Consider the following 22,565-nt stretch of genomic DNA (forward strand, 5'->3'; position numbering starts at 1 on the left):
TCATGGCGATCAAACTGCACCACCTTCGTCCCGCTGAGGGCTCGAAGAAAGACAAGATGCGCGTTGGCCGCGGTGAAGGCTCAAAGGGCAAGACCGCTGGTCGTGGCACCAAGGGCACCAAGGCCCGCAAGCAGGTTCCCGTGATGTTCGAAGGTGGCCAGATGCCCCTTCACATGCGGCTTCCTAAGCTGAAGGGCTTCAAGAACCGGTTCCGCACCGAATACCAGGCCGTGAACGTCGGTGACATCGCGCGCGTCTTCCCTGAAGGGGGCACGATCGGTGTCGCTGAACTCGTTCAGGCTGGCCTCGTTCGGAAGAACGAGCTGGTGAAGGTTCTCGGCGAGGGCGACATCTCGGTAGCCGTGCAGGTTACCGCGAACAAGTTCTCCGGTGCCGCTAAAGAGAAGATCGCCGCTGCTGGCGGCTCCGCAACGGAGCTGTGATATCTCGGATACAGCAGTGCTGTGACTGAAGCAACGAGAGGCCGTGGGGGTTCACCCTGACGGCCTCTTGTGCTGTCCGTGGTTCGTCACGGAATGGGGGAGGCTCGCCCAGCGCGCAACTGATGCTGCGGCGCAAAGGGCGTACCCCCGGATACTGTTAGAGTTGACCAGACCTGCGAGACAGGCATGTTGGCCATCGCTCGGCCAGCTATCACCGCGTGTGACCGCTTGCCTGAACTTCGCTGCCCTGTACTACCGTCCTAGCCAGGAGGATCGTTGCTCTCCGCCTTCGTTACGGCCATCAGGACTCCAGACCTGAGGCGGAAGATTCTCTTCACGCTCGGGATTGTCGTCCTCTACCGTCTCGGCGCGCAGATTCCATCGCCCGGTGTTGACTTCGCGAATATTCAATCCTGTGTCGCGCAGGCTACCGGCGGCGACGCGGCCGGACTTTACTCGCTGATCAACCTGTTCTCCGGCGGCGCCCTGCTGCAGCTCTCGGTATTTGCAATCGGTGTTATCCCGTATATCACGGCGAGCATCATCGTCCAGTTGCTGACGGTAGTGATCCCGAAGTTCGAACAACTGAGAAAAGAAGGCCAAAGCGGTCAGGCCAAGATGACGCAGTACACGCGTTATCTCGCGGTCGCGCTGGCCATGCTGCAGGCGACGGGAATCGTCGCACTGGCCGCGCGCGGTCAGCTCTTGCAGGGTTGTGAACTCGACATTATTGCCGATACCAGCGTCTTCGGGCTCCTGGTGATCGTGCTTGTGATGACGGCTGGCGCAACGCTGCTGATGTGGTTCGGTGAGCAGGTCACCGAGCGGGGCGTCGGCAACGGTATGTCGCTGCTGATCTTCGCCGGCATCGCCGCCATGATCCCGGTTGAGGGCAACAACATCCTTCAGAGCCGCGGTGGCGTCACGTTCACCCTCGTTTGTATCGCGGCAGCGGCGATTGTCACCGGTGTTGTGTTCGTCGAGCAGGGCCAGCGCCGCATTCCTGTGCAGTACGCGAAGCGCATGGTTGGGCGCCGCATGTACGGCGGTACGTCAACCTACTTGCCACTGAAGGTGAACCAGGCTGGTGTCATCCCGGTCATCTTCGCCTCGTCACTGCTGTACATGCCGTTCCTGGTTGTTCAGCTCACGACCGGGCAGGAAGAGCCACCGGCGTGGCAGCGCTTCATGACTGAGCATCTGATGAACCCGAGCAGCCCGGTGTACATCATCTTGTACTTCATGCTCATCATGTTCTTCACGTTCTTCTACGTATCGATCACGTTCAACCCGGATGATCGTGCTGAAGAGATGAAGAAGTACGGCGGCTTCATTCCTGGCATCAGGCCTGGGCGACCCACCGCCGAATACCTCTCGTTCGTGCTCAACCGCATCACACTGCCAGGCTCGATCTACCTGGGCACGATTGCTGTGCTGCCGAACGTATTCCTCAATGCGGGGAGTGGCGATGTCCAGAGCATTCCGTTCGGTGGTTCGGCGGTACTCATCATGGTGGTCGTGGCTCTCGATACAGTAAGGCAGATAGAAAGCCAACTGATGCAGCGCAACTATGAAGGGTTCTTGAAGTGAGAGTCGTACTACTTGGTCCTCCCGGAGCGGGAAAAGGAACGCAGGCAGCGCTCCTGTCGGAGAAGCTCGGCGTCCCGCACATCTCCACCGGTGATCTGTTTCGTGCCAACATCGGTCAGGGCACACCGCTAGGCCTTGAGGCGAAGGCCTACACGGATGCGGGCAAGCTCGTTCCGAGTGAGATCACCAACCGCATGGTCGAGCAGCGCATCAGCGAGCCCGACGCTGCAAACGGCTTCCTGCTCGATGGCTATCCACGCACGGTCGATCAGGCTGAGGCGCTCGAGAAGATTCTTGACGATCACGGCACCAAACTCGACGCCGTCGTTTCGTTTGTCGTCGATGAAGATGTCGTCGTTGCACGCATGCTCGAGCGCGGCCGCGTCGACGACAACGAGGACGTCATCCGTACCAGGCTGCACGTCTATCGGGATGAGACGGCGCCGCTGCTCGAGCACTACGCCGCCATCGTGAAAACAGTCAATGGCGTGGGTGACATCGAAGAGATCAACGGGCGCGCAATGGCTGCGCTGCGCAAGTGAACAGGGTTCACTGAACGTGCGACTCAGGAAACGCAAGGTAGTTCCGTTCCGGTCCGCCGGGGAACTCGATGCGATGGCTGCGGCGGGTGCAATTGTCGGCGAGACACTCGTTGCTGTGCGCGACGCCGCAAAGCCCGGCGTGACCACCAAGGAACTCGACGAAATCGCCGAAGCAACAATCCGCGCGGCGAATGCTGTGCCGTCCTTCCTTGGCTACCACGGCTTCACGGGTTCCATCTGCGCTTCGATCAACGAAGAGGTCGTGCATGGAATCCCCGGCAGCCGAGTGATCGAGGCGGGTGACCTCGTCTCGATCGACTGCGGTGCCATCCTCGACGGTTGGCACGGGGATTCCGCCTGGACGTTCGGGGTGGGGGCGACCAGCGACGCTGACCGCGACCTCAGTGATGCGACTCGCCTGACGTTGGAAGCGGGTATCGCGGCGATGGTGGAGGGGAATCGACTCACCGATGTCTCCTATGCACTTGAAATGGGCACCCGGAAACTCGAACGCGCACATGGCCGGAAGTACGGCATCGTTGATGGTTACGGTGGCCATGGGATCGGAAACGAGATGCACCTCGATCCGTTCCTGCCCAACGAGGGGGCACCGGGTAAGGGCCCGCATCTGGTGGTTGGGTCGGTGCTCGCCATTGAGCCGATGCTGACGCTCGGCACCACCGATACTGAAGTTCTGGACGACGAATGGACGGTTGTCACTGCTGACGGGAGTCGTGCTGCGCACTGGGAACACACCGTCGCGGTCACAGATGACGGCCCGCGCATCCTGACCTTGCGGCCCCACGACTAGCACGCGGCTTCAGAAACACTGGGAAACGGGACAGACGCACAGGAGTAACTCCTGAATCTGTCCCGTTTTCTGTGCGCCAAATAGAGCGGGTGGCAGCAGTGATTTGGCGCCTTCGCAATTCCTGCGTAGGATGGTGCGTTGGTGCGTCAAGCGCCTGAGTGGATCAGATGAAATGGTAAACAAAGGGGCCGGGGTGAGCTCTGCCCGGGATCGCGGAGGACATGGCTAAGAAAGACGGGGCCATTGAGGTCGAGGGACGCGTTATCGAACCGCTGCCCAACGCAATGTTCCGAGTTGAGCTGGAAAACGGCCACAAGGTCCTCGCGCACATCAGCGGAAAGATGCGCCAGCACTACATCAGGATCCTCCCAGAGGATCGCGTAGTGGTGGAGCTCTCGCCGTATGACCTGTCGCGGGGCCGGATCGTCTACCGCTACAAGTAACCAACTGGCTGGCTTCGCCAGCAACCCGCGTGGCGCCTGGTCGCCGCGGGGTGAGACAACCGAACAGATTGGACGGACGTGAAGGTTCAGCCAAGCGTCAAGAAGATCTGCGACAAGTGTCAGGTCGTACGTCGCAAGGGGCGGGTTTTCGTCATTTGTGACAACCTGCGCCACAAGCAGCGTCAGGGCTGACCTGACTGCGGGGGCATGACTGCCGCACTTTTCGCGATCTGCTTGCCAGACAGCACACAAGAAGACCTCCCAGCGCCACCTGCCCGATACGCGGGCAGACTCCCCTGGAACGGAGGCCGGGGCCCGAGCATCAGCTACGGGACGGACTGGGAGAAGACCTCCGCAAATGAGAGGAAACAGCCGCATGGCACGGCTTGTAGGCGTCGATCTGCCGCGCGATAAGCGCATGGAGATCGCGCTGACATACATCTTCGGCGTCGGCCGGACCCGCTCCCAGGAGATTCTTACGGCGACGGGCATTAGCCCGGACCTCCGCACGAAAGACCTGACTGACGATGATGTCGCGAAGCTCCGCGAATACATCGAAGGGTCTTTCAAGATCGAGGGTGACCTGCGCCGCGAGGTGCAGGCGAACATTCGCCGAAAGATGGAAATTGGCTCCTACCAGGGTCTGCGGCACCGCCGCGGCCTCCCGGTCCGGGGTCAGCGCACGAAAACTAACGCGCGCACCCGGAAGGGCCCGAAGAAGACGATCGCCGGTAAGAAGAAGGCAAGGTAAGAAATGCCCCCCAAGTCACGAGCGACCGGCGGTAAGAAGGGCCAGAAGTCCCGCCGCCGCGAAAAGAAGAACATTGCGCATGGTCACGCGCACATCAAGAGCACGTTCAACAACACCATCGTGTCGATCACAGACCCGCAGGGCAACGTGATCTCCTGGGCTTCCTCAGGTCACGTTGGTTTCAAGGGTTCTCGCAAGTCGACCCCGTTCGCCGCGCAGCTCGCTGCCGAGAACGCGGCACGCAAGGCCCAGGACCACGGCATGAAGAAGGTTGACGTCTTCGTGAAGGGCCCCGGTTCCGGCCGCGAGACCGCGATCCGTTCACTGCAGGCCGCTGGCCTCGAGGTGGGCACGATCTCTGATGTCACGCCACAGCCGCATAACGGCTGCCGTCCGCCGAAACGCCGCCGGGTCTAACAGGAAGGGAAGGTCAAACAATGGCACGTTATACCGGTCCTGTAACCCGCAAGTCGCGTCGTCTCCGGGTGGACCTCGTTGGTGGTGACCAGGCTTTCGAGCGGCGTCCCTACCCGCCCGGTCAGCACGGCCGCGCGCGGATCAAGGAGAGCGAGTACCTGCTCCAGCTGCAGGAGAAGCAGAAGGCGCGCTTCACCTACGGCGTGATGGAAAAGCAGTTCCGCCGCTACTACCAGGAGGCAACACGCCGTTCAGGTAAGACGGGTGAGAACTTGCTCCGCATCCTCGAGACTCGTCTCGACAACGTGGTTTACCGTGCAGGGTTTGCGCGTACTCGCCGCCAGGCTCGCCAGCTCGTGACTCACGGTCACTTCCTGGTGAACAACCAGCGCGTCGACATTCCGAGCTACCGCGTTTCGCAGTACGACATCATCGATGTGCGCCCACAGTCGCTGGAGACCGTTCCGATGCAGCTCGCGAAGGAACTGATCACCGAGCGTCAAGCTCCCGGCTGGCTGCAGGTTGTCCCATCGAAGCTTCGGATCCTTGTCCACAAGGAGCCCGATCGGGAACAGATCATCGTTCCGCTGCAGGAGCAGTTGATCGTCGAGTTCTACTCGAAGTAATCGGTATGAGGGGCGTCCCATTCTTGGGCGCCCCTCATAAAACCCTAATCGGCATCAAATAGCGGATGCCAAGGAGGAACAGGAACACATGCTCATCTCTCAGCGCCCAGAGCTGACGGAAGAGATCGTCGCCGATAGCCGGTCACGGTTCGTCATCGAGCCGCTCGAGCCGGGATTCGGTTACACCCTCGGCAACTCCCTTCGCCGGACACTGCTGTCGTCCATTCCGGGCGCGGCCGTAACCAGCATCCGGATCGATGGTGTTCTCCATGAGTTCACCACCGTCCCGGGGGTGAAGGAAGACGTCACCGAAATCATCCTCAACCTGAAGAGCCTCGTAGTGAGCTCGGAAGAGGATGAGCCTGTCACCATGTACGTGCGCAAGCAGGGCCCCGGAGCTGTCACCGCTGGTGACATCGTTCCGCCTGCGGGTGTCGAGGTGCACAACCCGGATCTGCACATTGCGACCCTCAACGACAAGGGCCGCTTGGAGATCGAGCTTGTGGTAGAGCGTGGCCGTGGCTACGTTCCAGCGCTGCAGAACAAGGCCACCGGTGCCGAGATCGGGCGTATCCCGATGGACGCGATTTACTCGCCAGTCCTGAAGGTCACGTACAAGGTCGAGGCGACCCGTGTCGAGCAGCGCACCGACTTCGACCGTCTCATCGTTGACGTTGAGACGAAGAACTCGATCAGCCCGCGTGACTCCGTTGCTTCGGCAGGCAAGACACTCGTCGAGCTGTTCGGCCTGTGCCGTGAGCTGAACGTGGAGTCCGAGGGCATCGAGATCGGGCCGTCACCGCAGGAAGCTGATCACATCGCCGCATACGCGATGCCGATCGAGCAGCTCGATCTCACCGTCCGTTCGTACAACTGCCTCAAGCGTGAAGGTGTACACACGGTCGGCGAGCTGGTGAGCCGCACGGAGTCTGACCTCCTTGATATCCGCAACTTCGGGCAGAAGTCCATCGACGAGGTGAAGGTCAAGCTTCACACGCTCGGTCTTTCGCTCAAGGACAGCCCTGGACCGTTCGATCCTTCGGCGGTCGCTGGGTACGACGCGAGCACGGGGACATGGCGCGACACCGACGCTGACGGCGACGGTGACTATGCCGCTGAGCAGGACTACGCCGAAACAGAACAGCTTTAATTCACTTTCACCCGCCCTCGGTGGACTGACCGGGTCGGGCGATCTTAGAGGAGCATCACCATGCCCAAGCCCACCAAGGGGCCGCGCCTTGGCGGCTCAGCGTCGCATCAGAAGCTGATGCTGGCTAACCTCGCAACGTCACTGTTCGAGCATGGCCGCATCACCACCACCGAGGCCAAGGCCCGGCGGCTGCGTCCGTTCGCGGAGAAGCTTGTCACCCACGCGAAAAAGGGCGGACTCGCCCATCGTCGTGAGGTGCTGAAGACGATCCGCGACAAGGACGTCGTCCACAAGCTCTTCGCCGAAATTGGCCCGCACTTTGCTGAGCGTGACGGTGGCTACACCCGCATCGTCAAGACGCTGCCACGCAAGGGCGACAACGCCCCGATGGCAGTGATCGAACTCGTCAAGGAGCAGACCGTCTCGTCCGAGGCGGACCGCGCTCGCCGCGTGGCCGCTTCGCAGAGCGCCCCTGCAGCTGCACCAGTTTCTGAGGCTACGGCCGAAGAGACAGTGACAGTGGAGAACCCTGCCGAGGAGGCCGTGGATGCGGCTGACGACGCAGCTGTCGAGAATGCGGAAGAGGTCGTCGACGCTCTCGAGGATCAGAACGCAACCGCCGCGGACGCTACCGAGGCTGCCGAGGTTAGCGACGCTGACGAGTCCAAGTAAGGACAGCATCGGCGTGACACCTGAAGAAGTTCAGGAAGGAAAGCCCGCCTCCCCAGTTGGGGATGGCGGGCTTTCCGCTGTCCGGCTGCGGCTCGATATCGCCTACGACGGAACAGGCTTCGCCGGCTGGGCACGACAGCGCGACCAACGGACCGTGGCGGGTGTGCTCGAAGAGGCGCTGTCGCTCGTGTTGCGGACACCAATCGAACTGACATGCGCTGGCCGCACAGACGCGGGCGTCCATGCAGCCGGACAGGTGGCGCACATGGACGTGCCCGCAACGGTTGTGCCCGAGGATCTTTCACGGCTCGTGCGCCGATTCGCCCGGTTGCTGCCGGTAGACGTGCGGATCACCGATATTACGGTGGCCCACCCCGCCTTTGACGCGAGATTTTCCGCGATGCGGCGCCACTACCAGTACCGCGTCAGTACCGCGCCGTACGGCGCGGAACCAGTGCGGGCGCGTGACACGCTCGCATGGCCGCGAAAACTCGACACAGAGCGCATCGGGGCCGCTGCCCGGCACCTCGTGGGCCTGCACGATTTTGCGGCGTTCTGCCGGCATCGCGAGGGCGCCACGACGGTGCGGGAGATTCAGCGCCTGGACTGGGTAAAGTCCGGCGACCTGCATGTCGCACATGTCAGCGCTGACGCGTTCTGCTGGTCTATGGTGCGCAGCCTGGTGGGCGCACTCCTCGCGGTGGGCGAGGGGCGCCGCGACCCCGAGTGGATACGGTTTCTGCTAAGCGAGCGTGCGCGCGCCAGTTCCGTCACCGTTGCTCCTGCGCACGGACTGAGCCTCGTCCGGGTTGACTATCCACCCGACGACGAACTCCGGGCGCGTTCTGAAGCTACCCGGCGTGTGCGTGAACCCGTCTCGCTCGCGGACCCTCAGATTCCGGCTGAGAACTGATCGTCCGGCCCGTACTGCCCGGATGGGTGAGGTAATCCATCTCTTCTGGGTAGGTCACGATGCTGAGGTCGAGGTGACGGCCTCCGATCGTGACACGTAACTGACTGGCGGCGTGCCGGGACTGTTCGATGGTGACGTCCGCTTCGGGCCGCGGGGAATCGACTTCGCGGTCATGCGCGGTGCCGTCAACGGGCATCCCGCGAACCTCGAGGATGGTGATGCCAGGCTGGCGCGCCAGGTGGTAGTCCGGGTCGTCCACCACGAGTAAGCGGTGTGTTTCAGTCGCAGGGGCCACCCATGGCTGTTCGGCGAAGGCGATGATCCCGGGTTTTTGGGTGAGTCTCCGGTTTGGTATGAGCGGCGCCCAAACGTGTGGCCGATTCGTCGCGATGCGAACGTGCGCACCAGCGGCGACGGCGCGTATGACGACTTGCTGCACTAGCTGGATGCGGCCTGCGACCATGGCGTACCGGACAGAACTAGATGCGAGTGGAATTGTGATCGCACGCCCCATCTGGTCTGTGCCGATGAGTTGGCCGCACCCTCCGGCCGGTATGTGGAGGCTCGGTAATTTGTCTGCCGGGAATCGCGCTCGTCCGAGGGTGCCGGACATCGTGGCGGCGTCACCAGATCCGAGCGGTAGCAGGATCTGATGGACGAGATCGCCGTGTCCGGAAAGCGGCACGGCGTGCGCGACTGGGATCGGTGTTCGTTTCACATCTGGTGCGGACGCATGGCCAGCTACCGCCGCGACGCCGTACCGAGCTTCGGTGCAATTGGCGTTCTCTCGCACGCGGCGTAGCTGAAGGGTCAGTGCCGTGAGCGAAGTGGCAGGTTGCCACACTGGCAGCATCTGCTCGGGGCTAAGCCCCGGAGCGCCCAGGGCGTAGATGCGATCAAATCGCGGAGCGCTCCGGCCTATGCGTTCGATGTCCGCAGCGGTCAATGGCGTGGTTCCGAAGCCTTCGGATGCTAATTGTCGCTGTGCGCGAACCGCGGTTACCGCGAGCGCTTGACCGATCCCGGCATCGCCACCACCGCGCCGCTGGATCTCACGCCACGAATCCAGTGTGTCGAGGCGTAGCACGATCCAGGTGCGCCGGTGACTGGCGGCGGGCAGCGGTGCGATGAGACGGGCGTAATGCTGGCCGATCGGGTGATCGGTGGTGCTCTTGAGTCCGTGGGTAACGACGTCGATACCACTGAGCGCGAATCCGTACTGGTCGAGGAGCTTCGAGAGGGCTCTCATGGGCACAGCGGTCTCACCGGCGTACGAGTCACGACCGAACGCGGCGGGCATTAGTGGCGCGCTGGTGATCTCGAGGATTGCGGCACTGGAGGTGCCGCGACAGTGTATTCCGATGGCAGTTGCGCCGGGTGCCTCAATGCCGGTGACCTGGCTGAGCGGCACGCTGAACACACGGCCGATCGGATCGGGGTCCTCGGCATACGCCTTCGCGTGAGCAGTGAGAGGCGCAGCCGCCCAGTCGATTAAGAGCCGTCCGCGCCACGTCGCAAGACACAGGATTGCGAGCAGCACCGCGCCGCTCACCATTGTGACCGACGGCAACTTCACGATTGTGCCTGTCACGATGGCCCAGAGCACTGCGATCTGCGCGGCCACCATGCCCCGGATGGGTACACGCTGAAGCACGCGCGCGATGTGAACGTCCATGTCCCCCCAATCAATGGCGGCACTCGCCCGCGCGGCCTGGACGTTGACCTGCGCGAATGGAAAAACGCCCCCCAGCGTTCTACCCTGCTACGAGTGTGCCCCGTTTGGGGGAATTATCGGGGTTCACAGGCTTGTACCGCAAGTTCAGGGGAGGAACAGTGGCGGGCCATGTGACTACGCGTACCCAAGTCAGTGGGTATCGCTTCCTGTTACGGCGTATGGAGCATGCGCTTATCCGCAAGGATGCGCGCATGCTCAGTGATCCGCTCCGATCGCAGAATCGGGCGCTCGCGGTCGGATTGGTCATCGCGATGCTCGGAATCGCTGGTGCTGGTGTCCTCGCGGTGCTGTGGCCCCAGGACAAGGTTCGTGACGCATCGATCGCGGTGGGGCGGGATTCGGGCGCAATGTTCGTGCGCGTCGACGACGTGTTCCACCCGGTGCTCAATCTCGCCTCGGCGAGGCTGATTCTCGACAACGCAGCCGAGCCAGCGATGGTCAGTGAAGATGACCTGGCGAAGTATCCGCGTGGACCATTGCTTGGTATTCCGGGTGCCCCGCAGACGTTGCGGGTAGACGCAGCCACAGGTGGTGCGTGGACGGTGTGTGATTCGTTGCCTGGAGGCGCGGGCGGGCGGCCGGAGAGCATCCGTACGGCGGTGATTGCGGGTGATCCGGTGCTCGCCGATGTGCGAGCATTTGGTGACCGCGACGCCCTGCTCGTACGGCGTGACGAGCAGGATTTTCTTATTTACGACGGCGTCCGTGCGCGAGTGGACCTCTCGGATCTCGCGGTGGTGCGTGCGTACGGGCTGGAGGGTGTGCAGCCGCGGCCAGTGAGCGCGGGACTACTCAATGCGGTGCCCGAAGTGCCGCCGCTCGCCCCGCCTGTGATCGAAGGGAACGACGAGCCTTCTGCTCACTTCAGCGGACGGAAAGTCGGCTCGGTGGTGCGCGTTAACCAGGCTGGCCGTTCCCAGCACTACGTTATCGTCCGCGATGGCGTCCAGCCGGTAGGGGAGGCGATCGCGGATCTGCTTCGATTCGCTGATTCCCTGGGTGCTGGTGAGATCCCTGTTGTACCACCGGATGCGCTGAAGCGTGTACCGCCGCGCGAGGACCTTCCGATCGATGCGTATCCAGCTGTCGCGCCCACCGTGATCGACGCTCCTGTCGCTTGCCTGTCCTGGACGCCGGTAGATGGCAGCGCTGCCCTCAAGGTCCTCGCGGGAGCTGCGCTGCCCGTTCCGGACGACGCTCAGTTGGTACAGCGCGTCAGTGAGGCTCATGCTGACGAAATGCTCGCCGACGAGGTATACGTCGCACCAGGCGGTGGCCGGTTTGTGCACCCTGTAGGCACTGCCGGTGCGAAGCTGGCGCTTCCCTCGGGTACTCCGGTCTACGTCTCGGATACGGGAGTGCGATTCGGGATCCCCTCCGCCGCAGAAGCGGCAGCGCTCGGGCTCGAGTCCGATTCGGCGCCCGCTCCCGGGCCGATTCTCCGGCTCCTCACCCCGGGGCCGCCGCTCGGCCGCGATGAAGCACTCGTTGCGCATGACAGTGTCCCGGGGGCCGTGCTGCCGGACCAGTGAGCCCGGATCAGCCGATTCGTTAACCGCAATTAGAAAGTGCATGCTATCTTTCTCTGTGATCAATGTCATTTCGAGATTGCATTGTGATCCACTTGAGAGATGGCCCGGCCGATCTGGGCCCAGAAGTAAGGCGGAGCGTTGGGGCGTTTCCTGAAGACTGCGGGCCTGTTGCTCACAGCAGCATTGTTGATTCCGATCGCGCCCGCGAACGCTCAGCAAAACCTTCCACCCGATGGGGGCACCGTCGGGGAGCGATGGAGTCAGGCTGTCGACTCGGCGCCCCAGTATCCGTCAATCGCGGTGGAAGAAGACGTTCCGATCATCATGAGCGACGGCGTGACTCTGCGCGCCACGATCTACCGGCCTGCTGACGCCGCTGGGCAGCCAGTGCGCGAGCCGCTTCCAGTGGTGCTCAACCTGACGCCGTATACGCGGCTTGTGAACACCCTGGTCGACGCGATCACGGAGCATCCCGAACTGGGTCCGCTCTTGCAGACGGTTGTGCGTGACGCCAACCTCACAGGAACACCGTTTGATGGGGTCGAGGAGATCGCGAAGGTGCTCCTCGGCGGTGGGCCCCGACTGCTCGGAGTCAACCGTGACCTCATCCAGAACGGATACACGCAGGTTGTGGTGGACGTCCGAGGGACGGGCTACTCCCAGGGCGTGTGGGACGTCTTGCAGGCACGCGAGCAGCAGGACAGTGTCGAGATTCTGGACTGGATCAGCAACCAAGCGTGGTCGGACGGCTCAGCGGCGATGGCCGGAATTTCCTACTCTGCGATCAATAGCCTGCAGGCTGCGTCGCACAGGCCACCGTCACTGAAAGCAGTGTTCGCGGTCGAGCCAGCAGAGGACCTCGCCCACGACATCGTGATGACAGGCGGAGCCGGAGGTATCGGCTTCATGCCGCTGTGGCTCACCCTTGTGAACACGCTGAAGTTCCTGCCCTCCCTTGATGCGCTGCTGACCGGTGAGTTTGATCCCGCGTGGCTGGCTGATCGGATGGCCGAGCCGTTCGTCATGGGTGAGGAGTTTGTTGAGGGGGCCTTCTTCGCTGAGGGAGTTGCTGCTCACGACGGGCCATTCTTCTGGGGTCTCAATCCGCAGATTGAGCGTATCGATGTTCCGACCTTTGTATTCGGCGCCTATCAGGACATCTTCGCCCGTGGTCAGGTCCGGATCTATGACCGGCTGCAACTTCCAGTGACGGAGAAGAAGCTGGTCATGGGGGAGAACTACCACGTCAATCCGGGCTGGCGCATGGGCGGGCCAGGTCAGCCTCCACGGCTCGACGTGCTGGAACGCGCGTGGTTCGACCGTTGGGTTCGAGGGGTACCGAACGGCATCGAGAACTACGGGCCCATTGTGTCGGATCAGATGGGTAGCGGATGGACAGTGTCGTCCAGTATTCCGCGGCCAGGGTCGGAGTACCGCAAGCTCTACCTTGACGCGGCGCCGAGCGGCACAGCTGCGCACGCCGTGCACGACGGCTCGCTGAATGACCAGCCGGGCGCGCCCGCCCGGCTGAGTGTCGCGCCCGGTATCGAGAACGTCTGTTCGCGTGACGCAGCGCAAGGCACCGCTGGTCTCTTTGCGATATTCGGGTCGCAATGCACGCGTGACGGCCGAACTGCGGAACGGGACGCCGTTACGTTCACGACGGCACCTATTGCGGAAGCCACGCAGATCTCGGGTCCGATGAATCTACGGCTGGTAACGCGCCACGACATGCCTGAGGGGTTCTGGCACGTCACTGTGTCTGACGTAGCTCCCGACGGCACGTCAACCACGGTGACCAGCGGTGGCCTCCTGGCTTCGCGCCGGGCGATTGATGCCGCGCGCAGCCAGACAACGCCGGATGGGGATTACATCGACGCGGTCCATCCGCTGACGCGGGAATCAGTGCTGCCCGTGACGCCGGGGGAACCGACGGTGCTGGATATCGATCTGCGGCACACGGACGCCCTGCTCAAGGCCGGGCACCGGCTCAGGGTGAGCGTCTCCGCGTCCAGCATCGTTCGTTACATACCGCTGATTCCTGATCTGGTTGCGACTGGTCTCGCGCCCCAGCACATCGAAATCGATCCCGCGGCACCGAGCTGGCTGCTGTTCACCGCCAACTGAGTTTCGGTTCGCCCACCTCCGCGCGACAACCCCAAATCTGTCGCTGAGAGGTGGGCGAAACCAAACTCCTTCAGCCCGGCATAGCATGTGAGCCATGAGTTCATTTGGTGATCTTCTCGGCCCCCAGCCCGTTTACCTTCCCGGCGACGAGGAAGCGGAGTCGCAGCTGCTGAACAAGGCTGACCCGGAGCAGGTGGCAGCCGACCATCCGACAGCCTCAATCGCGTGGGCCGCTCTTGCTGAGCGCGCCCTTGACGCTGGCGAGAATGTCACCGCGTACGCGTTCGCGCGCACCGGTTACCACCGTGGCCTCGATCAGCTTCGCCGCCATGGGTGGAAGGGATTCGGTCCCGTGCCCTGGAATCATGAGGGCAACCAGGGTTTTCTGCGTGCAGTCGGTGCCCTCGCGCACGCGGCAAAGGCGATCGGGGAGAACGATGAGTACGCGCGGTGCCTCGATTTGCTAGAGGATTGTGACTCGCAGGCGGCAGAACAACTTGGTCTCGGTTAGAGACGCTGACCAGATCATCCGGCGTGCCGCGACAACAGTCGCGGCACGGCTCCCGCAACCGCTGAAGGACCCGGTCCGGCGGCTGGTGCTCTCCGCGGTCCCTATTCTGCAGTGCGCGATAGCAGCTGGGCTCGCATGGTGGGTGGCGAAGGAACTGGTCGGCAACCCGGAGCCGTTCTTCGCGCCTATCGCTGCGGTGGTCTCGCTGGGGCTGACGCTCGCGACACGTGTGCGTCGCGTGTTCGAACTTCTTGCGGGGGTGGTCGTTGGCATTGGGGTCGGCGATCTGCTTGTGATGTGGATAGGGACAGGACCGTGGCAGATCGCGCTGGTGGTCGCTATGGCGATGGCTGTCGCGGTTTTTGTGGACGGTGGTCCGATCATCACGATGCAGGCGGCGACGTCTGGCGTCCTGGTCGCTACGCTGCTGCCCCCAGAAGACGGTTTGGGATTCAGCCGCATGGCCGATGCTCTGGTGGGCGGGGCGGTGGGCATTCTTGTTGTCGCTCTGGTGCCCACCCACCCGGTGCGCCGGGCCCGGCGTGATGCTGGGGCGCTGCTATGGGTGGCACGGGACGTGCTACGCCAAGCGGCAGAAGGACTGGAGCAGTCCGACGCTGCCGTGCTGGAGAAGGCCCTGCGCGAGGCGCGGGCTACGCAACCAGGGATTGATCAGTTACGTGGTGATCTGAAGGCGGGCCGGGATATCAGCCGGTTAGCGCCGATCTACTGGGGAGCGCGAGAACGTCACCGCCGTATCGCGGAGACCGCCGACCCGATCGACGCTGCGCTGCGCAATATCCGCGTGCTCACGAGGCGGGCGCTGACACTTGTCAAAGACGGTGAGAAGCTAAATCCGAAAGTTGTCGCGCTGGTGCGCGACCTCGGCGAGGCCACTGCGGTGGTCCGTCGAATGGTGATTGCTGATCCGGGGCAGCCGCCCGACGAGGCGGAAGCCGCACGGCGGTTGCGTACAGTGGCGCGCCAGGCGAGGCACGAAATCGTGGCGGGTGGTGGCCTCTCCTCAGGCGTCGTTCTCGCGCAAGCACGCTCGGTCATCGTTGACCTGTTCCAGGTGTGCGGGATGAGCCGCATCTCCGCGCTCGCGACGTTGCCGCCCACGGTCCCGCACCCTGCGGTTGAGCCCGATTCAGAATGGGATCCAGACCACAAAGATTGATTAACTCATGCGCATGTGTGCATACTTGGGTCGGATGCGAGGCGACCGAAGGAGGCGGTATGGGTTCCGGACACGGACACGGACACGGACACGGTCACGGGATGGGGGGCGTAACACCCGGTGAGAAGCCCACGCGTGCACGGATCAAGCGCATGCTCATTGGGCTAGCGATCCTGAGCGTTTTCCTCGTCCTCGAACTCACCGTCGGCCTCATGATTAACTCGCTCGCGCTCATTGCCGACGCGGGCCATATGCTCACCGATGTCGTCGCACTTCTGATGGGCCTAGCGGCGCTGACCCTTGCGCATCGCGGCAGTAGCAAACCCGAGCGGACCTTCGGCTGGCATCGCGCCGAGGTACTGACCGCGATAGCGAACGCGGTGCTGCTCATCGGCATCGCGGTATACATCTTCATTGAAGCGATTGGACGCATCGGCGCCGCGCCAGACGTGCCCGGTGTGCCGTTGATCCTGGTCGCCCTCGCCGGTCTGGCTGCGAATGTCGTGGTGCTGTATCTGCTGCGCAGCGGATCAAAAGAGAGCATCGCGATGAAGGGCGCCTACATGGAGGTGCTCGCAGATGCAGTGAGCAGTGTTGGCGTGCTCGTCGCCGGCGTGCTCACCCTCGCGTTCGGGTGGGTGTACGCCGATGTCGTCGTCGGCGTGCTCATTTCGATCTGGATCGTGCCACGCGCTGTCGCACTCGCGCGCACCGCGCTACGGATCCTGACACAGGCCTCACCCGCGACGGTCGATGTCCCCGCGCTTGAAGCCGACCTCCGGGCGATTCCAGGTGTCGAAAACGTTCACGACTTGCACGTCTGGACGCTGACGACGGGCATGGACGTAGTTACCGTGCACCTGACGACGCGTGCTGACAACCAAGCGGTGCTCCGCTCAGCGAAAAGCCTTCTCAGCAGCTACGGCCTCGAACACGCGACGGTGCAGATCGACTCTCCAGGCGAAAAAGAGCACTGCGAGGAGACCGTCACATGGTAGCCCGCACCAGGCGCAGCGGCTCGGTGTGCCGGTAGAAGGTCGAACGCTTGACAGTGCGCGCGTGCGGGATGCCATCGCGGGTCAGTGTGAGTCCATGCGCGCCGAGCTGGATCGCGCGGCCAGAAAGCCATCTGCGCGGGACCAGGCGACCCCGGATCACTGACGCGCGCAAGCCGGGAAGCTCGACTGTCGGCCGGATTTCGATACCGCCCACGGGGCCCAGGAACAAGCGCTCGTCATCGACGTACGCTTCGCCGAACAGTTCACCACCAGGCGGACCAGCAACAACTGCGCGCCCCACTACGGCGACTCCCGTGTCATCCCGGATGAGGGGCACCTCTGTCGCGTCGCCCGCGACTGCGAGGCGTGCGGCACGGTCACCAGTGGGCAGCGAGTACCCCGCGGTGGCCGCCGTTTTCTTCGGGGTGACGTATGCGACCTCGGCCTCGAGCCGTTCGCGGCGCATCAGCCGGGTGACTACAGCAGCCAGCGCTGCGTCCTCTCCGACGACAACGATTCTCTCGGCCGTGGCGATCAGTGGGTCGAGATCGCCACGTCCTGGTACGGTGTCGAGCGCATGAACATGCAGAGCCGAAAGCTGCCGAGGGATTGGTGTCTCGCCGCATGCGAGGACAACGGTGGTCAACACGCACTCCTGGGATAAGGTTGACGTCTGGTTGTGTGCGAATACCGACCTTAATGCCTAGCTGGGCAGCGGCAGGAGTGAGCTAGCCTCAAGCGCAGCCAGGATGCTAACAACAGGAGTGAGGGAATGCCGGCAATCGTCCTCATCGGCGCCCAGTGGGGCGACGAAGGCAAGGGCAAAGCGACGGATCTTCTCGGTGGACGAGTCCAATGGGTCGTCCGCTATCAAGGGGGTAACAACGCAGGTCACACCGTCGTTCTACCGAACGGTGACCACTTCGCTCTGCACCTCATCCCTTCCGGAATCCTGACCCCTGGTGTCACCAATGTGATTGGCAACGGAGTGGTTGTGGATCCGGCCGTGCTGCTCGAAGAGCTGTCAGGGCTGGACAAGCGTGGCGTTGACACATCACGGCTGTTGATCTCGGCGGACGCGCACCTGCTGATGCCGTACCACGTGGCGATCGACAAGGTCACCGAGCGATTCCTCGGCAACCGTAAGATCGGCACCACTGGCCGCGGGATCGGTCCCTGCTACCAGGACAAGATCGCCCGTGTCGGCGTGAGGGCCCAGGATGTACTCGACGAGAGCATCTTGCGCCGTAAGGTCGAGGCAGCCCTGGAAGTGAAGAACCAGATCCTCACGAAGATCTACAACCGCCGCGCGCTTGACCCTGACCAGGTGGTCGACGACGTGCTTGAGCAAGCCGAAGGCTTCAAGCATCGAATCGCGGATACGCGGCTCCTGCTTGATCAGGCCCTTACCCGCGACGAAATTGTGTTGCTTGAGGGGTCGCAGGGCACCATGCTCGATGTCGACCACGGTACGTATCCGTTCGTCACGTCATCCAACCCCACGGCAGGTGGCGCGGCAGTCGGCTCCGGCGTGGGCCCGACGCGAATCACGACAGTGCTGGGCATTCTTAAGGCGTACACCACTCGCGTTGGGTCCGGCCCATTCCCATCCGAGTTATTCGACGAGTTCGGTGAATACCTGGCTAAACATGGCGGCGAAGTCGGTGTCACCACCGGCCGGGCGCGCCGCTGCGGCTGGTTTGACGCGGTGATCGCACGTTACGCGACGCGCGTCAACGGCATCACCGACTACTTCCTGACCAAGCTGGACGTCCTCTCCGGCCTCGATACCGTGCCTATTTGCGTCGGGTACCACGTAGACGGTGAGCGCTGCGATGAGATGCCGATGACACAGACCGGCATCCACCATGCGAAACCGATATTCGAGGAAATGCCGGGCTGGTGGGAGGATATTTCGCACGCCCGTTCCTTCGAAGATCTGCCGAAGAATGCACAGGATTACGTGCTGCGGCTGGAGGAACTTTCGGGAGCACGAATTTCGTGCATCGGCGTTGGTCCCGGTCGTGACCAGACCATCGTCCGGCGCGACATTCTCGGCTAGTCAGCACACCGAGTGTCCGCGCTCGAGCTGATCGTACTCGGTACCGCAAGCGCGGTACCGACGCGGCAGCGCAACCACAACGGCTACTTTGTCCGATGGGGCGCACAGGGCTACTTGTTTGACCCGGGTGAGGGCACGCAGCAGCAAATGTCACGTGCTGGACTGTCCGCGCACAACCTCACGCAGGTGTGTATCACGCACTTCCACGGCGACCACTGCCTGGGACTGCCCGGCGTGATTCAGCGGATCGCCCGCGACGGTGTGCCTCATCCCGTGGAGGTCGCTTATCCCGCTGCGGGCGAGGAGTACTTCCAGCGGCTCCGCCGTGCCAGCGAGTTTCAGCCGACCGATGTGATTAAAGCGCGGCCGCTCGAAGGCCCGAGTCCCGCGCCGTTCGGCGATCCACCGATCACCGCGCTGCCGCTGCGCCACAGCATCCCGGTGTATGGCTATCGCATCGAGGAGCCGGTGAAGACGCACATGCGCGCGGACGCGCTCGCAGCGAGAGGGGTCGCAGGCCCTAGCGTGGGTGAACTCAAAGCCAAGGGCACTCTCGTTACGTCCGCCGGTGAAGTACTTGCGCTCGCCGACTACAGCTACCGTGAGCGCGGGCGCTCCTTCGCCATCGTCATGGATACCGGCGTGTGCGCAGGTGCGGCCGCTCTCGCCAAGGGCGTCGACATGCTCTTAATCGAAGCAACGTATCTGTCATCGGAATCTGCCCTGGCGGCAAAGTACCGTCACCTGACGGCCCGGCAGGCCGCGCGTATCGCTGCCGAGGCTGGCGTCCGGAAACTCGTGCTGACGCACTTCTCGGAACGCTACACAGCTCAAGGATTTGAGCGTTTTGCTGCCGAAGCAGCCGAGGAGTTCAGCGGTGACATCGTCATCGCTAACGACCTTGACCGGATCGGTTTTCCGGCGCGTTAGCGTTACCTGAGCGCGCACTGCGGCGTTCCCGTTCACGGTTGCCGAAGGTGGCGCGTTTGATGTCGTCGTCGTCCTCAGCACTGGAACCGAGTGCACCCGCGATGGTGCCCATCGATGCGGAGAGCCAGGAAAGCACCAGGTAGTCCGTGAATTCTGCGGGCCGCCCGAGCATCGAGCCAAGGAATTCCCAGGAGATCACCGTGAACGCGGCGACGACCGTCGCCGCGTACAAGGAGATGTACATGAGGGTCACGCCCACCAGGATGGAGCTGATACCCGCCACGTTGTAGAGGAGCGCTTGATCCTTGTCGTGGTAGCGCGACGGGGGATCCCAGAGCCGGTTGTAGGCGACAAGCCACGTCACCATCGCCGCGATCGACATGACACTGATCAATGACAGGCGCAGTGGACTCAGCGAGGCAGCCATTTGCCAGATGCTGGAGTAGAAGATTCCGAATGCGGCGGTAGCCGCAGCCGCTGCCATAGCGCTCGACAAACTCGGAACGAGGCGCCACGGACGGTTGATGCGGATCATGCCGATCAAGAGACGGGTGCGGCCCAGCATCCCCGACGAGGTGCGGAAGACCTGAGTGTCCTCGGAGGGCTCACCGGAAGCACGCAACTCGGATACCGCGCGGGCGATCGCAGCGACGACACGGGCGCGGAGCCGCACGACTCCGAGCGCCGGCAGGGACACTATCGCGGTGCGAAGTCCAGGCTGGGCGTCGACCACCAGCGGCTGTGTGCCGTCGCGGCGTGGCAGCTCAGTCACCACGACAGTCAGATCCCAGTCGTGCTCACGCGAGATGTCTGCCGCCGATGCGCTGACGTCGAGAACGCCGTCGTCGTTGAGCGGGAGTGAGCGGACCACAACTTCCGTGTCGTAGTCGCCGTTTTCAGGGATTTGCTCCCGCAACTTGGTCGGAAGTTGCGTCGCTACACTCTGAACTAGTTGTGCTGCCAGACCTGGGTCGGCAATGATGCCTAAACGCATTCTCCTGTCTGAGGGCAAACGATCTCCTTTCTCGTATTCACCGTTGCCTTCTGGTGCGAAAACGTGAGTGTGCTCGTCCATTAGGCAGCCTCACTTTTGGGTGAGGCGCTTCCATTGCTGGATTCAGGTTTCACAGCCACCAGCGCCGCCGGAGCGGTCGACTTACGGTCGGCTCCACCACTATCGAAGCAGGCACTCTGCTCCGCCCGCGCTAGTCGCGCGAGATTGATCGCGGCGTTGAGATCACGATCGATCACCAGGCCACACTCTGCGTTGTCGCAGACATAAACACGTTCTGACAGGGCCAGCTTGGCTTTCACTGAACCGCAACCAGAACACGTCTTCGAACTTGGATACCACCTATCGGCCTGCACGCGCTTCGAGCGGTACCAGGTGGTTTTGTAGTCGAGCTGGCGGGAGAACTCACCCAGTCCGGCATCGGCAATCGAACGATTCAAGCCTTTCTTGCGGGCACCGCCCGAGGCCATCATGTTCTTCACCGCAAGCGTCTCGGTGCCAATCACATCGAACGACTGCGCCAACAGGGTAGTGAGCTTATGCAGACGGTCCCGGCGCTGGTTCGCCACCCGCACCTGCTGCTTCGCGATGACCTGTTGTGTTCGCAGCCATGCATTCGACGGTTCCCGCCGCGACTCGGTCACTGCGTCCCACGGACCTGCTTGGCGGGCCGCTTTGCGTTGCAAAGCCCGCAGCTTGCGCGACGCGCGCTTGAACTCTTTCCGAGCCTGCACACGCAGAACTTCCCGGCCGTCGGGTGTGGCCGCGACGACCAGGTCTTTCACCCCGAGATCAACACCCACCACGGGCGCGAGGCGTTTGACGTGAGCGGGTCTTTGCGCTGCGCGTGCGACCACGCAGGTGAAGCTCACCAGCCAATGGCCACGCTCGAACCGCACCGTCGCCTTGAGAATCCGGGCAGTGCCTGCTTCGAGGCGGCGTGCGAGCTTTCGAGTGGACTCGTGCACCCGCATAGTGCCGAGCTTCGGCAGCGTGACGTGATGGCGGTTAGCCTCGGCTCGGATGGTGCCGGTGGTGAACGCAAATTTCCTGGCAGAACGCTTGGACTTGAACGACGGGAACCCGACACGTTGGCCTTTGCGTGTGCCTCTGCGAGACTCGTCCCAATTCTTCAACGCCGCAGCGAGGTTCTTACACGCGTTGGCGTACGCCTCTTTCGAGTTCTCTTCCCACCACGGTGTGCCGTCCTCACGCACCGCCACCTGGTGCTTGAGGCGGTTGAAGCCATTGCGCAGCGACTGGAACGACCACGACATGCTCGGGGTGAGATCAGCGGAGGCAATCCCGTACGACTTCTCTGCCTCACGCTGGCCGAGGTTCGCTTTCACCGCCCGCAGCATCGTGTTGTACGCGAACCTCGCCCCGCCAGCGTGTGACTCCAACATGCTGGTTTGTGGGCCAGTCGGGTCGAGCGCGTACTGGTAAGCCTGCAACACCCACCCCTGTGGAACCTCAAACTTGGCGGCCATCAGGCCACCCGGTGTCGGAGTGCTTGGTCGCGGTGACGGCCCGCATCGCCCGGTTGTGTGCGCCTCGACGCCCGTACAGCCTGGCGCACATCGACGTGAGCACCTCGATCATGTCCCGGACTAGATCGTCGTCGGTTTCGCCCTCGCCGGTCACCACGATGCGGCGGCCCTGCGCTGACAGGGCCGCCTCCAGGTGCTCTACGCCGAACCGGGCGAGGCGGTCACGGTGCTCCACAACGACCACACTGGCAGAGGGGTCGGACAAAACCCGGCGGATCTTCGGGCGCTTGCCGTTCAGCCCGGACCCGACCTCGGTCACCACCTCACCCACCACATGCCCGTTCGCGGTAGCCCACTGAGTCAGTCGCGCTACCTGCCGGTCCAGGTCGGCGCGCTGGTCATGCGACGAGACCCGCGCGTACACCACGACCCGTCCGGCAGGCGAAACCTTGGCCACATCAACCCAGATCGTGCCCGAGTCCAGACGGCGAGCGGGCACAGGCATCCGGTCTTCCCGGAACCACCTATACGCAGTCTGCGGATGCACGCCCTGTGTACGTGCCCACTCGGCCAACTTCACACGCCAAGTAAAACACGCATTCGATCACGTTTGCTCACACATCACCGAAC

At 63.0% G+C, this 22,565-nt stretch carries 24 protein-coding genes; 19 read left to right on the forward strand and 5 right to left on the reverse strand.

Features of this window, described 5'->3' with window-relative positions; all coding sequences use genetic code 11:
* Positions 1–2 precede the first annotated feature (2 nt).
* From rplO to truA, 12 genes are all read left to right on the forward strand, one after another.
* The gene (gene rplO / locus AS9A_RS02390; protein ID WP_013805297.1) at positions 3–443 is read left to right on the forward strand and encodes a 50S ribosomal protein L15; all 441 of its coding nucleotides are present in this window, start codon (positions 3–5) and stop codon (positions 441–443) included.
* A gap of 276 nt (positions 444–719) precedes the next feature.
* On the forward strand, positions 720–2,033 hold the full coding sequence (gene secY, locus AS9A_RS02395; RefSeq protein WP_013805298.1) for a preprotein translocase subunit SecY: 1,314 nt from the start codon (positions 720–722) through the stop codon (positions 2,031–2,033).
* Positions 2,030–2,575, forward strand: coding sequence for an adenylate kinase (locus tag AS9A_RS02400; RefSeq protein ID WP_013805299.1), 546 nt, complete (start codon positions 2,030–2,032; stop codon positions 2,573–2,575). The genes secY and AS9A_RS02400 overlap by 4 nt, the downstream gene beginning before the upstream one ends.
* A gap of 16 nt (positions 2,576–2,591) precedes the next feature.
* Positions 2,592–3,386 (forward strand): type I methionyl aminopeptidase, encoded by a 795-nt coding sequence (gene map / locus AS9A_RS02405; protein ID WP_013805300.1) that lies wholly within the window; start codon positions 2,592–2,594, stop codon positions 3,384–3,386.
* Positions 3,387–3,607: 221 nt separating this feature from the next.
* Positions 3,608–3,829, forward strand: coding sequence for a translation initiation factor IF-1 (gene infA, locus AS9A_RS02410; protein ID WP_005443304.1), 222 nt, complete (start codon positions 3,608–3,610; stop codon positions 3,827–3,829).
* A gap of 78 nt (positions 3,830–3,907) precedes the next feature.
* Entirely contained in the window at positions 3,908–4,021 is a 114-nt protein-coding gene (rpmJ, locus tag AS9A_RS23095) for a 50S ribosomal protein L36 (protein ID WP_074390888.1), read from the forward strand.
* Positions 4,022–4,205: 184 nt separating this feature from the next.
* The gene (rpsM, locus tag AS9A_RS02415) at positions 4,206–4,580 is read left to right on the forward strand and encodes a 30S ribosomal protein S13 (protein ID WP_013805301.1); all 375 of its coding nucleotides are present in this window, start codon (positions 4,206–4,208) and stop codon (positions 4,578–4,580) included.
* A gap of 3 nt (positions 4,581–4,583) precedes the next feature.
* Positions 4,584–4,997 (forward strand): 30S ribosomal protein S11, encoded by a 414-nt coding sequence (rpsK, locus tag AS9A_RS02420; RefSeq protein WP_013805302.1) that lies wholly within the window; start codon positions 4,584–4,586, stop codon positions 4,995–4,997.
* 20 nt (positions 4,998–5,017) lie between these two features.
* Positions 5,018–5,623, forward strand: coding sequence for a 30S ribosomal protein S4 (gene rpsD / locus AS9A_RS02425; RefSeq protein WP_041450801.1), 606 nt, complete (start codon positions 5,018–5,020; stop codon positions 5,621–5,623).
* Between the two features lie 88 nt (positions 5,624–5,711).
* Positions 5,712–6,773, forward strand: a complete 1,062-nt coding sequence (locus AS9A_RS02430; protein ID WP_013805304.1) for a DNA-directed RNA polymerase subunit alpha — start codon at positions 5,712–5,714, stop codon at positions 6,771–6,773.
* A gap of 60 nt (positions 6,774–6,833) precedes the next feature.
* Positions 6,834–7,445 carry a 50S ribosomal protein L17 gene (rplQ, locus tag AS9A_RS02435; protein ID WP_013805305.1) on the forward strand — a complete coding sequence of 204 codons (612 nt, stop codon included), beginning with the start codon at positions 6,834–6,836 and terminating at the stop codon, positions 7,443–7,445.
* 13 nt (positions 7,446–7,458) lie between these two features.
* A complete protein-coding gene (gene truA, locus AS9A_RS02440; RefSeq protein ID WP_237707864.1) occupies positions 7,459–8,358 on the forward strand; it encodes a tRNA pseudouridine(38-40) synthase TruA in 900 nt (299 codons plus the stop codon).
* Here the strand turns inward: truA and eccE are convergent.
* Positions 8,297–10,033, reverse strand: a complete 1,737-nt coding sequence (eccE, locus tag AS9A_RS02445) for a type VII secretion protein EccE (protein WP_013805306.1) — start codon at positions 10,031–10,033, stop codon at positions 8,297–8,299. The genes truA and eccE overlap by 62 nt on opposite strands.
* Positions 10,034–10,203: 170 nt before the next feature.
* On the opposite strand from eccE, the gene eccB reads away from it, so the two are divergent.
* The 5 genes from eccB to AS9A_RS02470 all read left to right on the forward strand — a co-directional run bounded on the left by eccB (position 10,204) and on the right by AS9A_RS02470 (position 16,441).
* Positions 10,204–11,625 (forward strand): type VII secretion protein EccB, encoded by a 1,422-nt coding sequence (gene eccB, locus AS9A_RS02450; protein ID WP_237707865.1) that lies wholly within the window; start codon positions 10,204–10,206, stop codon positions 11,623–11,625.
* A gap of 138 nt (positions 11,626–11,763) precedes the next feature.
* Positions 11,764–13,752 (forward strand): CocE/NonD family hydrolase, encoded by a 1,989-nt coding sequence (locus tag AS9A_RS02455; RefSeq protein ID WP_013805308.1) that lies wholly within the window; start codon positions 11,764–11,766, stop codon positions 13,750–13,752.
* A gap of 94 nt (positions 13,753–13,846) precedes the next feature.
* Positions 13,847–14,263, forward strand: coding sequence for a DUF3151 domain-containing protein (locus AS9A_RS02460; protein ID WP_013805309.1), 417 nt, complete (start codon positions 13,847–13,849; stop codon positions 14,261–14,263).
* Entirely contained in the window at positions 14,226–15,443 is a 1,218-nt protein-coding gene (locus tag AS9A_RS02465) for an FUSC family protein (protein WP_407636561.1), read from the forward strand. Before AS9A_RS02460 ends, AS9A_RS02465 begins: the two co-directional genes overlap by 38 nt.
* Before the next feature lie 59 nt (positions 15,444–15,502).
* Positions 15,503–16,441 (forward strand): cation diffusion facilitator family transporter, encoded by a 939-nt coding sequence (locus AS9A_RS02470; protein WP_013805311.1) that lies wholly within the window; start codon positions 15,503–15,505, stop codon positions 16,439–16,441.
* On the opposite strand, the gene AS9A_RS02475 is transcribed toward AS9A_RS02470, so the two are convergent.
* Positions 16,431–17,087 carry a hypothetical protein gene (locus tag AS9A_RS02475; protein WP_013805312.1) on the reverse strand — a complete coding sequence of 219 codons (657 nt, stop codon included), beginning with the start codon at positions 17,085–17,087 and terminating at the stop codon, positions 16,431–16,433. The two genes, AS9A_RS02470 and AS9A_RS02475, sit on opposite strands and share 11 nt — an antisense overlap.
* A 126-nt stretch (positions 17,088–17,213) precedes the next feature.
* Here AS9A_RS02475 and AS9A_RS02480 point away from each other — a divergent pair, with 126 nt between their 5' ends.
* Both AS9A_RS02480 and AS9A_RS02485 read left to right on the forward strand, forming a co-directional pair.
* Positions 17,214–18,503: an adenylosuccinate synthase gene (locus AS9A_RS02480; protein ID WP_013805313.1), complete on the forward strand. Its 1,290-nt coding sequence runs from the start codon at positions 17,214–17,216 to the stop codon at positions 18,501–18,503.
* Positions 18,504–18,515: 12 nt separating this feature from the next.
* Positions 18,516–19,433, forward strand: coding sequence for a ribonuclease Z (locus AS9A_RS02485; RefSeq protein WP_013805314.1), 918 nt, complete (start codon positions 18,516–18,518; stop codon positions 19,431–19,433).
* Here the strand turns inward: AS9A_RS02485 and AS9A_RS02490 are convergent.
* From AS9A_RS02490 to AS9A_RS02500, 3 genes are read right to left on the reverse strand one after another with little or no spacing between them, the layout of a single operon-like run.
* A complete protein-coding gene (locus AS9A_RS02490) occupies positions 19,396–20,508 on the reverse strand; it encodes a hypothetical protein (protein WP_013805315.1) in 1,113 nt (370 codons plus the stop codon). The two genes, AS9A_RS02485 and AS9A_RS02490, sit on opposite strands and share 38 nt — an antisense overlap.
* The gene (gene tnpB / locus AS9A_RS02495) at positions 20,508–21,935 is read right to left on the reverse strand and encodes an IS607 family element RNA-guided endonuclease TnpB (protein ID WP_013805316.1); all 1,428 of its coding nucleotides are present in this window, start codon (positions 21,933–21,935) and stop codon (positions 20,508–20,510) included. Before tnpB ends, AS9A_RS02490 begins: the two co-directional genes overlap by 1 nt.
* On the reverse strand, positions 21,919–22,515 hold the full coding sequence (locus AS9A_RS02500; RefSeq protein WP_041450802.1) for an IS607 family transposase: 597 nt from the start codon (positions 22,513–22,515) through the stop codon (positions 21,919–21,921). The genes tnpB and AS9A_RS02500 overlap by 17 nt, the downstream gene beginning before the upstream one ends.
* Positions 22,516–22,565 lie beyond the last annotated feature (50 nt).

Origin of the sequence: Hoyosella subflava DQS3-9A1 (assembly GCF_000214175.1) — a bacterium.
Classification (GTDB): Bacteria; Actinomycetota; Actinomycetes; order Mycobacteriales; family Mycobacteriaceae; genus Hoyosella; species Hoyosella subflava.